A 12023-nucleotide genomic window follows, 5' to 3' on the forward strand; every position below is an offset into this window, starting at 1 on the left:
AGGTACATCACCGCGATGCGGTCGCAGATGTAGCGGACCACGGCGAGGTCGTGCGCGACCATGAGGTAGGCGAGTCCCAGCTCACGCTTGAGCCGGCCCAGCAGGTTGATCACCCCGGCCTGCACCGATACGTCCAGGGCCGAGAGCGGCTCGTCCAGGGCGAGCAGCTTCGGGTCCGTGGCCAGGGCGCGGGCGATGCCGATGCGCTGGCGCTGGCCTCCCGAGAGCGCGGCCGGGAAGCGGTCGCTGACCGAGGCGTCGAGACCGACGAGCCTCAGCAGTTCGTGGACGCGGGAGCGGATCGCGTCCCGGTCGCGGCCGATGGCCCGCAGGGGTTCGGCGAGCAGCTGGTAGACGGGCAGACGCGGGTCCAGGGCACCCAGCGGGTCCTGCATGACGATCTGCACGTCGTGCCGCAGGGTGCGCGCACGCCCGCCGGAACCGGCGGGGGAGCCGTGCGCGGCATCCGTGCTGGGCCGCGTGGCCGCCGTCGCGTCGATCTCCCTCCCCGCGATCTCGATCCGGCCGCCCTCCGGCTTCCTGAGCCGCAGGATCTCCATCAGCGTCGTCGTCTTGCCGCTGCCCGACTCGCCCACCAGGCCCAGCGTCTCCCCGGCACGCAGCTCGAAGCTGACCTCGTTGACCGCATGCAGCGTGCCGACCCGGCGCTTGATGAACGCGCCCTTGGTGACGGGGAAGGTCTTGACGAGGTCCTCGACGCGCAGCACCACATCGGCGCTCTCGGCGCGGCCCGTGCCCGCCTGCCCGTCAGCGGGCGCGACGTCGCCGGCCAGGTCGACGGGCGCGGCACCCCCGGTCGGGTCCAGTGTGCCGTCGGCTATCTCGGCCGCGCGCAGGCAGGCCACGTCCCCGTGCCCGGTGACCTGGCGCAGCTCCGGTTCGTCGGCGCCGCACGCGTCGAGCGCGACCGCGCACCGGCTCGCGAAGGGGCAGCCGTCCGGCAGGCCCGACAGGGCGGGCGGCTCGCCGCCGATCGGGACGAGGGGGCGGCGTACCCCGTCGTCCACGGTCGGGACCGCGGCGAGGAGACGCGCGGTGTACGGCATCGTCGGCCGGCGGAACAGCGCGTGCACGTCCGTCTTCTCCACGATGCGGCCCGCGTACATGACGGCGACGTCGTCCGCGTGACCGGCCACGACCCCGAGGTCGTGGGTGATCAGGACGAGCCCGGCGCCGGTCTCCTTCTGCGCCAGGCGCAGCACGTCGAGGATCTGCGCCTGCACGGTGACGTCGAGCGCGGTGGTCGGCTCGTCGGCCACCAGCACACTCGGCCGGTTGGCGATCGCCATGGCGATGACGACGCGCTGGCGCATGCCGCCGGAGAACTCGTGGGGGAAGGACGAGGCGCGGCGCCGCGCGTCGGGGATGCCGACGAGGTCGAGCAGTTCGACCGCCTGCTCCCAGGCCGCCTTCTTGCCGAGGTCCTGGTGGACCCGCAGCGCGTCGGAGAGCAGTCTGCCCACGGAGAAGATCGGGGTGAGCGCGGACAGGGGGTCCTGGAACACCATGCCGATGGACTTGCCCCGTACCCGCGACAGCGCCCGGTCGTCGAGGCCGACCAGGTCCTGACCGTCGAGCAGGACCTGCCCGCGCAGGTCGGCGGTGGGCGGCAGCAGGCCCATGACGCCCATCGCGGTGGCCGACTTGCCCGAGCCGGACTCGCCGACGATGCCGAGGGTGCGGCCCGGCAACAGGTCGAAGCTGACGCCGCGCACCGCTTCGACGGGCCCGGCCTCGGAGGGGAAGGAGACGCGCAGGTCCCGTACGGAGAGCACGGGGGTGGCGCCGGTCGGGGACACCTGGTCGCGCAGAGGAGTGGTGAGTGTCATCGTCGGCCTCCCGCCGCGCCGGTCACAGAGGTGGGGTCGAGGGCGTCGCGCAGCCCGTCGCCGATGAAGGTCATCGACACGGTGAGCAGGACGACGAGGCCCGCGGGAAAGGCGAAGAGCCAGGGGGCGCTGGTGACGGTGTTCGCCCCGTCGGCGAGCATCGTGCCGAGGGAGACGTCCGGGGTCTGTACGCCGAACCCGAGGAACGACAGGGCGGTCTCGCTGAGCACGGTCGCGACGACGCCGAGCGTCAGGTTGACGATGAGCAGGGAGCCGAGGTTGGGGATGATGTGGCGCAGGATGATGCGCAGCGGGCGTACGCCCATGAACTCCGCGGCCGCCACGTAGTCCCGCTCGCGCAGCGAGGTCGAGACGGACCAGATGACCCGGGCGGTCGGCATCCAGCCGAACACGGTCAGCACGATGATGAGGACGCGCCAGTCACCGGCCAGGCGGTTGGAGACCAGGGCGAGGATGAGGAACGAGGGGACGATCAGGAGGAAGTGGATGACGGCGAGCGTCAGCCTCTCCACCCGGCCGCCGAAGTACGCGGCGCTCGACCCGATGACCGCGGCGACGATGATCGTCAGGACGGACACGCTCACGGCGATCACCAGTGAGCGCTGCAGTCCGTGCACCGCGCTGGCGTAGATGTCGTTGCCGCCCTGGTTGGTGCCGAACCAGTGCGCGGCGCTCGGCGGCTGGGTGAGTGCGGCGAAGTCGGCGTCGGTGTGGGTGTAGGACGTGAACAGGCCGCCGAAGAGGCTGAAGAGCACGAGCAGCGCGAGCATCACGACGCCGGCGACGGCGAGGCGGTTGCGCAGGAAGCGCCGCAGGTAGAGCCGGCCGCGGCCGAGGTCTCTGTGCGGCCGGGCGGTTTCGGTCGCTGTCGCCATGTCAGTTCACCCGCACTCTCGGGTCGAGGAAGACGGTGGCGATGTCCGCGAGGATCGCGCCGATCGCGGTGAGCACCGCGGCGAACGCGGCCGTGGCGACCGCGCCGTGCACGTCGTTCTTGCTGATGGTCTGGATGAAGTAGCGGCCCATGCCGTTCCAGCCGAAGATCGTCTCGGTGATGATGGCGCCGGTGAAGATGGCGGGCACGCTGAACGCCACGGAGGCCGCCGTCGGGATCAGCGCGGCCCGCAGGGCGTGCCGGCGGACGGCCTGGCTGCGGGTGAGCCCGGTGGCCTGTGCCGTGCGCACGAAGTCGGCGTTGATCGTGTCGAGCAGCAGCGAACGCTGCGTCAGGTGATAGCCCACGTAGCCCATCAGCGTCAGCGTGAGCGTCGGCAGGATCAGGTGGAGGAGGCGGTCGCCGATCGTCGGGAGCAGCCCCTCGACGCCCGGCGAGTTCTCCCCGGCGACGTAGAGGAAGTCGAGCCCGGCGTGCTGGTTGAGCCAGATCGCGACGAAGACCACGGCGAGCGCGGCGACGGACGCCGGGACGTTGAACAACGCGATGGAGATGGCCTGCGAGACGCGGTCGGCCAGCCCGTACTGCCGTGCGGCGGTGTAGACGGCGAGCGCGACACCGATCACGACGGACAGGACGGTCGCCGTGACGACCAACTCGGCGCTGATGAGCGCCCGGTAGCCCACCTCGCCGTTGACGGAGACGCCGGTGGGCGACGTGCCCCAGTCGAAGTGGAGGGTCACCGAGGTGAGCCAGTTCCACCACCGCTGCACCAGCGGCTCGCCGGGATCGAGGTTGTACGGGGCGAGGGCGCGGGCGATCTGCTCGTCGGTGCGGACGGGCCGCAGCTCCTTGAAGTTCGATCGCGGGTCCAGGAACCAACTGGACAGGAAGTACGTCGCGTTGGTCGCGACCGCGATCATCAGGAGCCAGCCGGCCGCCTTACGCATCACATAGCGCACGGGGCCGACCTCCCCTTCACCACACACGCGAGGTGCGCCGGGACGGCGCCGGACAGACAGGTCGAGTACATGTGTGGTGGAGCTTTCTGGGGGCGTGCGAGTAGGGAACGGTGCCGCGAAGGGGCGAATGTCAGTTTGGTTCCGTACTCGCAGGCCGCACCAGGTTCTGGCCGGTTCCGCCATGAGGCTGCCATGAGGCCGCAATATTGTTGTCGTAGCCGCAATACCGCTGTAGCAGAACGATCTCCGACACGCCGCGAACCGGACTTCCGTCACGGCGCGGCCTCGCCTCGGGGGACTGGTCCCGGCCTGTGTGGCCGAGAAGCAGCCCCTGTCGGGGCGTCAGGACGGACGTGAGTGCGCGGCAGGCCGCTCGGGGTGCTCGCAGTCCTGGAGTTCGGCCAGGAGCGCGGTCTGGCCGGCGAGGAGTTCGGTGAGGATGCGGCGTGCCGCGCGCAGGAGTTCGGCGACGTCACCACCGGCCAGGGCGTAGGTGACGGTCGTGCCCTCACGGGTGGAGACGACGATGCCGGAACGGCGCAGTACGGCGAGTTGCTGGGAGAGGTTCGAGGGCTCGATGTCGATCTCGATGAGCAGGTCCCGTACGGATACCGGCCCGTTCTGGAGGAGTTCCAGGACGCGGATGCGGACGGGGTGCCCGAGCATGCGGAAGAACTCTGCTTTGACCTGGTAGAGGGGCGCCTGCACGGGATCGCTCACTTTCCTGGCTCGGACGAGGCCCTGAGGGTGGGGCGCGGCGGCCCCGACTGCCGCCGCGCCCGGCGTGACGTCCCATCCATCCTTCCCGGCCGGGGCCGATCGATCCCGAGAGTTCGGAAGATGCAGAGATAGAGGCTTGAAGAATTCTTCAAGTAACGGGCACGGAAAAGGCGCCGGAGCTCACACTTCGAGCTGCTCCTCGGTGCGCCTGAGCAGATGGCGCGCCATGGCGAGGTTCGACTGGGCCTTGTCGATGACGAGATAGATGAACAGGCCGTTCCCGGCCCTGCCGGTCACCGGGCGGATGAGGTGGTACTGGGTGTCCAGGGTGACCAGGATGTCCTCGATCTTGCTCCGGAGTCCCAGCATCTCCATCGTGCGCACCTTGGCGCGGATCAGGTCGGTGTTGCCGGCCGCCGCGACGGTCAGGTCCAGGTCCTTTCCGCCGCCCAGGGTGCCGAGCGCCATGCCGCTCGTGTAGTCGACGACGGCGGCTCCCAGCGCTCCTTCGGCCTCGGTCAACAGGGATTTGAGGGACACTTCCACACTGGTCACGGGGTCCTCCTCTGAGGGATGCGAGGGCTGGTTCTCCGGCCCTGGCGGGGACTCTAGGAGCCGCACCGCCCCTCTGGGGCACATAGGGCGAAAGCAGTTGTAGTTGCCCTATCCGGTTCATTTGGATGCGCTTTCCTGAGCCCTCGATTCCCGGAACCCGCCCGACGCGCGCCCGTGGACGGACAGGCGACACCTGCGACTTGACCACTTTCGCCCCATCTGTGACCGATCTTCGTGGCAATCCGTCGCATCCTGCTCGAATCACCGCGCATACGAGGCAACCCCGCGGCCCTCATTGCCCTCTCCTGCTCCGGAGGAGCCCTGTGACGTAAGGGCTCTCGGGGGAGCAAGTGACGAGGAGATCTGCTTTGATCCGTGTCCCGCGCTTGGCGACTGCCGCTGTCACGGCACTCGCGCTGGCGGTGGGCTTGCCGGAGCTCGCGCACGCGTCGCCGGACCAGCCGCGCGCGCAGCGTTCCGACGACCTCATATCGCCCGTCCGCCCGGACAGCCCCGGAGACCGGCTCCCGCCGGGCTGGGAGCTCACCGGTGACGGCGCCGATCAGCACCTGGTGTGGCACGCGCCGGAGGCGGTGCCGATGGGGAACGCCCGCGTGGAGTTCTACGCGGGCGACCGGCTGCTCGGCCGCCCGACGGCCACCGACGACCAGCGGACGTTCCGGCTGAAGCTCGACGGCGACGGCGTCGCCGCGAAGGACGCCCTGGGTGACCTCCAGGCGCTCGCGGGCGGACGCCGTCTCGACAAGTCCGAGTCGCCGGCGCCGCCTCGCGACGCGGCGTCCGCGCCCGCCCGGCTGCCCGCGGCCGAGGTCGACCCCGGCAAGCCGGGCACGTACCGCACCACCAGGGGCGAGTACGACCTCGACCCCGTCAAGCTGCCCGGCTTCCCCGCGAAGGTGGAGATGCGGGCCACCGTGGTCGGCCCCGTCGACGCGCCGGGCAAGCGGCCCCTGGCCCTGTTCCTGCACGGCCGCCACAGCACCTGCTACAAGGGCGGCCAGGCGGACGGCAGCTGGCCCTGCAAGTCCGGCTGGAAGCCGATCCCGAGCCACCAGGGCTATCTGCACGACCAGAAGCTCCTGGCCTCCCAGGGCTACGTGACGGTGTCGATCTCCGCGAACGGCATCAACGGCCAGGACGACAGTGCCCCCGACGGCGGCGCGCAGGCCCGCTCGTCGCTCGTGCGCCAGCACCTCGGCCGCTTCGCCGACTGGGCCGCCGACCCGGCGAAGGCACCCGGCGCCGTCCGAGCGACCGCGCCGGCCGACCTGGACCGCGTCATGCTCGTGGGGCACTCCCGCGGCGGCGAGGGCGTCAACCGCGCGGCCCTCGACAGCCGTTACCAGCCGCCCGCCGACGAGGACGGCTACCCGCACAAGGCGCGCTGGCGGATCCGCGGCACGGTCCTCATCGGCCCCACGATCTTCGGGCAGAACCCGGACCCGGACGTGCCGTCCATGACGATCCTGCCGGGCTGCGACGGCGACGTCTCCGACCTCCAGGGCCAGCTCTACCTGGACAACACTCGCGGCGTGGGCAGCGGTTCGGCGCTGCACAGCTCGGTGTACATGGTCGGCGCCAACCACAACTTCTTCAACACCGAGTGGACGCCGGGGCAGGCCAAGGCGCCCGCTGACGACGACTTCTCCACCGGCTCGCGGCCCGACCCGGTGTGCTCGCCGGGCCACGGCCCGCGGCTCAAGGCCGAGCAGCAGCAGAAGGCGGGCTCGACCTACATCGCGGCCGCCGCCCGCCTCTTCGTCGAGAACGACGACGAGGTGCGTCCGCTCCTCGACGGCTCCGGCAAGGGCGCGCCCTCGGCGAACCCGGCCCGCGTGCTCACCCACGCCGTCGGCGGGCAGCGCACGCCCGCCGTCGTCCCCGGCCGCTCGCTCAAGGTGACCGGCGGCACGCTGTGCGACCAGACCGCGTCCGGCTCCCGAGGCTGCCTCACGAGCGGAGCCAAGGGTCAGTCCCCGCACTTCGCGAGCTTCGAGGTGTCTCCCGACCCCGGCCGGTACGCCCTCGCCATGAACTGGTCCCGGACCGGCTCCACGATGTCCGTCGAGAACACGCGCCCGGTCTCCCTCGAAGGTTCCGACGCGCTCGCGCTGCGCCTGATCGTGCCGCCCAACACCAAGGGCACCAAGCTGGACGTGACGGCCGTCGACGCCTCGGGCCACCGGGCGAAGCTCGGCCAGGTACGCGCCGACGGGCTCCCGGGCAGCGGATACCTGGCCTCGTACTGGGCCCAGGAGCTCCGCGTCCCGCTGAAGGACGCCGCGCGCACTGGGCTCGACCTCAAGCGGATCCAGTCCCTGGAGCTGACCTCGCGCAGCACGTCCGGCAAGGCGTGGCTGATGGACGCCTGGGGCTGGCGTCCCGGCACGGCCGAGGTGCGCCCCTCACAGCTGGCGCGCGTCGACGTCGGACGGCTGCAGGTCGACGAGGGCGACTCCGGGGTCCGTACGTACCGTGCTCCGGTGCGGGTGGCCGGTGACGGCAACGGCAAGGTACGGCTCTTCGTGCCGGGCACCGACCCGGGCAAGTACACCGTCAAGACGGTCACCGTGCGCCCCGGCGACACGTCCATCGGCGTACCGTTCGAGGTCAAGGGCAACAAGCGCTACGGCGGTTCGAGCGCGCACGAGATGTTCGCCAAGACGATCAGCGGCGCGGTCGTCGGCTCGCACCACGGCGGGGTCTACGTCCGCGAGGACGACCCGATGCCCAAGGTCACGGTGAAGCCGGTCGCGGCCAAGGTCACCGAGGGCAAGCCGCTCAAGTGGCGCGTCCAGCTGTCCGAGGCCGCCGACGTCGAGACGTACGTCGGGTTCCGCATCGAGCGTGTCAGCGGTGGCAAGGAACTGTCCACCAAGGACGTCGACAAGGCATGGATCAAGCGGCAGTTCGACCGCAAGCAGACCCCGGTCCGGCCGCTGTCCAAGGTGGCGTCGGACCCGTACCTCCCGGTCGAGATCAAGGCGGGCAAGCGCAGCGCCGAGCTGAGCATCCCCACCGTGAAGGACCGGGTGCGCGAGGGCCAGGAGTCGGTGCGGCTGCGGCTCTACACGTACGACGAGAACTGGAACGAGCGCCGGGGGCCGGTCTTCACCGGCCGCGTGCGCAACGCCTCGTAGGCGAGATCCCCGGTCATGACGGGCATCGCCCGTCGACCGGTGGATGAACAGGGCGGGCGGCTCCTTCGGGGCCGCCCGCCCCACTCATGTCCGCCCGCGCCCCGGTGGCGAACCGGCCTCGGTCGGGTCCCTCAGCCGGAGGGTTCCTCAGCCGGAGGGCTCCTCTGGCTGAGGGGAGTCCTGGTCCACCTCATGGGGGTCGGGCGTGCCACGCCGCCCGGTCCCGGCCTCATTCGTGTCGGGTACGTCGTCGTCGGCGTCCGGGGCGTTGCCCGTGGTGGTCGTCTCCTCGTCGAGGTCCCAGGGGTCGTCCCCTTCCGAGGCCTGCTGATCCGGCAGATCCCTGGGGACGGGGTCGCCGTCCTGGCCGACGGACGGGGGATTCTGCTCGTTCATGGTGTTACTCCGTTCCTTGGGGAGTTGGGGTCGGGATTGGTATTGGGATTGGGGGTGGGGTTGATGGGAGGCGCGGAGTCGAGTGCCGCATCCGGCAGTGAGACATCCGGGATGCCCCCTCTGCGAGTGACACATTTGGCTTCGATCATGCGGCCTCACCATCGAGCATGTGCTTCTGTGTCCATTCCTCGAAGCTGGTGAGAGGGACGCCGAGGTCCCTCGCGAACTGCGGGCGGCCCGGCTGACCGGCCACGTTCAGCCATTCGTGGCCGGCCCCCATCGCCGGCATTCCGGCGGCGAGGGCCTCTTCCTCGGTCATGTCAGGCGCGGACAGCCGCGTGCCCAGCGCTCGGGAGAGGACGTCGGCGATCTCTGTCATCGACAGGTAATCGCTCGCCAACTCCAGCTCGACCCCGTCGAATCGCTCCGGCGCGGCGATGGCCGCGGCGGCCGCCCTGCCGATGTCCTCCACCGCCACCAGGGACAGCCGGGTCTCGGGGTTCAGAACGCTCACCAGGCCGCCCTCGACCCCGCGCGGGAACAGGAACCCCATGGACGGAAGGAAGTTCTCCATGAAGAAGCTCGGCTTGAGAATCGTCCAGTGAGGGAAGCCGGCCGCGCGGACCCGGTCCTGGATCGCGCTCTTGGCGCCCAGGGTGGGTTCCATCGAAGCCCAGCGGCCTTCGGCCCAGCCGGGAGTCTCGGTGTGCCGCCCGGCGCCGCTCACGGACGTGTGCACGAACTGCCGTACTCCGGCGGCTTTCGCGCCTTCGACGAGATGGACGCCCTGGGTCACCTCACCGTCGAAATCGAAGCCTTCCGCGGTGATGCCGGGCATCTGGACGGAGAAGACGGCACGGGCGCCCTCGGCGGCCCGGATCACGGAATCTCGGTCGTGAAGGTCGCCGGTGACCAGCTCGGCGCCGGATGCCTCGACGGCCTTGGCCCGGTCGGTGCCCGGGTCGCGCACCAGGGCGCGCACGGGAACGCCCGCCGCGAGCAGCGCGCGGGCGGTGGCCCCGCCCTGCCTGCCGGTGGCGCCGGTGACCAGGACGGGTGCGGAAGGTAGGGGCATGGCGCATCCTCGGATTCCTCGCCGGTTAAACGGCGGGGCCCGCCGTTTATGGTCGGCTACGATACGGCGGGGCCCGCCACTTATCAATCCTGGAGGTGAGGGCATGCTCGAACGCCGCCGCGCGGACGCCCGCCGCAACTACACGCTCATCCTCGCCGTGGCCGAGGAAGAGGTCGCCGCCCACGGCGCGGACGCCTCCCTGGAACAGATCGCCCGCACCGCGGGGGTCGGCTCGGCGACCGTGCGCCGACACTTCCCCACGCGCCGCGCACTGTTGGAGGCGGTCTCCCGGAACCGGATCGAGGCGCTGTCCGACCGCGCCCACGAGCTGACCGGCCAGGGCGACAGCCGCAGCGCGCTCCTGGAATGGCTCGGAGACGTCGTCGACTACTCCGTCTCCGCCCGGGGGCTGGCGGCCGCACTGGCCTATGACGGTCCGGTGCACGAGAACAGCTGCTCGGCAGCGCTGGAGGAAGCGGCGGCCCCTCTGCTGCGCCGCGCCGCGCAGGACGGAGCGGTGGCGGCGGACACCACTGTCGCCGACCTGATCACGCTGGTCGTGGGCATCGCCCTGGCCACGGAGCACTACCCCGACCCGGCCGTCCAGGCGGACCGCCTCTTCCGTCTGGCCGTGGCGGGACTGAGTCCACAGAGCTGAACGAGGCACGCAACCGGTCTGGACGAGGCCCAGAGCCGGTCTGGACGAGGCCCAGAGCCGGTCTGGACGAGGCCCAGAGCCGGTCTGGACGAGGCCCACACCCGGTCTGGACGAGGCCCACACCCGGTCTGGACGAGGCCCACAACCGGTCTGCGCGAGGCCCACAACCGGTGTAGCCATGAGGGGACTTCTGTCGAGCATGTCGAGCAGGGGGGGGGGGGCCGAGCTCACGGCGTCCTGGTGCGGGTGAGCAGGTCGGCGACCCGAGCGACCATCTGGCTCTCCTCTCCGTTGCGGGCAGTGGTCGGGTGGTAGGCGAGCACGAAGCGGCGCCGCTGGTCACGAGTGGAGAACGCGGCGTTCTTGTAGCCGTACGTCTCACCGGTCTTGCCCCACAAGGTGACGCCGTTGACGGTGGCCTGCTGCAGCCCGGTGCTGTAGCGGGCCGGGGAGCCATCGAGCATCCGCACGTCGTCCGGTGGCAGGGTGAACATCAGCCGCAGCATCTCGGGCGGGAGCAGTTCACCGGAGAACAGGGCGACCAGCACCCTGTCGACATCCGTCGTGGTGGAGATGATGTCGCCCTCGCCCCTGGCGGACGACTGGTCGTAGGTGGAGACATCCCGCAGGCGGCCGTCGGCCATCGTGAGGTACCCGTGCACGTACGGACCGTGGATGCGCGGGTCGTCGTCCGGCACGGTGGTGTGATCCAGGCCCAGCGGGCGCAGGACGCGGGCCTCGACAGCCTCGCCGTACGGGCGCCCGGTCACCTCGTCGATGATCAGCGCGGCCAGCACGTAGTTGATGCCGCGGTACTCCTGCTTGGTGCCGGGAGTGAACTTCAGCGGCCCGTGCGTCGCCGTCGCCACCCACTCCTGCGGTGTCCAGTGATCGAAGCGGTGACGGAACACGTCCTCGGCGGTCTCCGGCTCCGGTATGCCGACGTGATCGGGGAGCCCGCTGGTGTGGTTCAGCAGGTGCGCCACGGTGACACCGCCGAATCCGGCCGGCAGCAGTCCGGGCAGGACGCGCCGCACCGGCGCACTCAGCGATATCCGTCCCTCCGCCACCAGTTGCAGCATCACGGTGGCGACGAAGACCTTGGTGATGCTCCCGATCCGGACCCTGTCGTGCGACGTCACGGGCCGCTCTGTCCTGACATCGGCTGTGCCCGAGGTGCCGTACCAATGCCCGGCCGTGCCGCCGACCCGAAGCTGGGCGGCGGTGGCCGCAGGGTGCCGCAGGTCGTCGATCGCCGCCTGCAGGCGGGTGGGGTCCAGTGCGGGGAGCGGCTCTGCCGAGGCGTACGCGCGGGACGCGGGCAGGGCCGCTGTGGCGAACAGCCCCGCCGTCCCCAGCAGAGCGGCACCCACAACGCCCCTTCGTGTGACGCATGGTGAGGTCATGTCTCCATGCTGTCAGCGGGCCAGTACCGGGACATCAGGGTCTTCCCTGGCCCACCCCTGATCGCCCCCTGACCCCTTCCGGACCCGTGTGGTCTGCCCCGGGAACCGGAGGGAGGGGGCAGCGGGTCATCGCAGTCCGGCGAAGAGGTCGTTCTCGGGTACGGCCGCGCCGGTGGCGTCCTGGACACGGACGAAGGTCTCCATGCCCATCAGCTCGCCGAACCTCTCCTTGCCCATCTTGAGGAAGAAGATGTTCTCGCCCTGACTGGCGTGCGCGGCCAGCGCGTCGAACTTCTGGCTGCTGAACGCGGTGGTGTCCACCCA

General features: G+C 70.7%; 10 protein-coding genes and 1 pseudogene. 2 read left to right on the forward strand and 9 right to left on the reverse strand.

What is annotated here, in order from left to right:
- From AOK22_RS24900 to AOK22_RS24920, 5 genes are all read right to left on the reverse strand, one after another.
- Positions 1-1850: dipeptide ABC transporter ATP-binding protein (locus AOK22_RS24900; protein WP_055700947.1), on the reverse strand; the 1850-nt coding region annotated here is incomplete at its 3' end.
- Entirely contained in the window at positions 1847-2746 is a 900-nt protein-coding gene (locus tag AOK22_RS24905) for an ABC transporter permease (protein ID WP_055700948.1), read from the reverse strand. The genes AOK22_RS24905 and AOK22_RS24900, both read right to left, overlap by 4 nt.
- A gap of 1 nt (position 2747) precedes the next feature.
- On the reverse strand, positions 2748-3716 hold the full coding sequence (locus AOK22_RS24910) for an ABC transporter permease subunit (RefSeq protein WP_055700957.1): 969 nt from the start codon (positions 3714-3716) through the stop codon (positions 2748-2750).
- 354 nt (positions 3717-4070) lie between these two features.
- Positions 4071-4436, reverse strand: coding sequence for an ArsR/SmtB family transcription factor (locus AOK22_RS24915; protein ID WP_055700949.1), 366 nt, complete (start codon positions 4434-4436; stop codon positions 4071-4073).
- Positions 4437-4628: 192 nt separating this feature from the next.
- On the reverse strand, positions 4629-5003 hold the full coding sequence (locus tag AOK22_RS24920) for a roadblock/LC7 domain-containing protein (protein ID WP_055700950.1): 375 nt from the start codon (positions 5001-5003) through the stop codon (positions 4629-4631).
- A gap of 386 nt (positions 5004-5389) precedes the next feature.
- Between AOK22_RS24920 and AOK22_RS24925 the strand changes: the two genes are divergently transcribed.
- Positions 5390-8164, forward strand: a complete 2775-nt coding sequence (locus tag AOK22_RS24925) for an alpha/beta hydrolase (RefSeq protein ID WP_244164976.1) — start codon at positions 5390-5392, stop codon at positions 8162-8164.
- 147 nt (positions 8165-8311) lie between these two features.
- On the opposite strand, the gene AOK22_RS24930 is transcribed toward AOK22_RS24925, so the two are convergent.
- Together AOK22_RS24930 and AOK22_RS24935 are read right to left on the reverse strand one after the other, a co-directional pair.
- Complete coding sequence (locus AOK22_RS24930) at positions 8312-8560, reverse strand: hypothetical protein (RefSeq protein WP_055700952.1); 249 nt, start codon at positions 8558-8560, stop codon at positions 8312-8314.
- 145 nt (positions 8561-8705) lie between these two features.
- Positions 8706-9635, reverse strand: a complete 930-nt coding sequence (locus tag AOK22_RS24935) for an NmrA/HSCARG family protein (protein ID WP_055700953.1) — start codon at positions 9633-9635, stop codon at positions 8706-8708.
- A 103-nt stretch (positions 9636-9738) separates the two neighbouring features.
- Between AOK22_RS24935 and AOK22_RS24940 the strand changes: the two genes are divergently transcribed.
- A complete protein-coding gene (locus AOK22_RS24940; protein WP_055700954.1) occupies positions 9739-10293 on the forward strand; it encodes a TetR/AcrR family transcriptional regulator in 555 nt (184 codons plus the stop codon).
- A 227-nt stretch (positions 10294-10520) separates the two neighbouring features.
- Here AOK22_RS24940 and AOK22_RS24945 read toward each other — a convergent pair whose 3' ends face one another.
- Both AOK22_RS24945 and AOK22_RS24950 read right to left on the reverse strand, forming a co-directional pair.
- The gene (locus tag AOK22_RS24945; protein WP_055700955.1) at positions 10521-11699 is read right to left on the reverse strand and encodes a serine hydrolase domain-containing protein; all 1179 of its coding nucleotides are present in this window, start codon (positions 11697-11699) and stop codon (positions 10521-10523) included.
- Positions 11700-11825: 126 nt separating this feature from the next.
- Positions 11826-12023, reverse strand: a pseudogene (locus AOK22_RS24950) (PIG-L family deacetylase); the annotation flags it as partial.

Source organism: Streptomyces silaceus (genome assembly GCF_001419745.1).
GTDB classification, from domain to species: domain Bacteria; phylum Actinomycetota; class Actinomycetes; order Streptomycetales; family Streptomycetaceae; genus Streptomyces; species Streptomyces silaceus.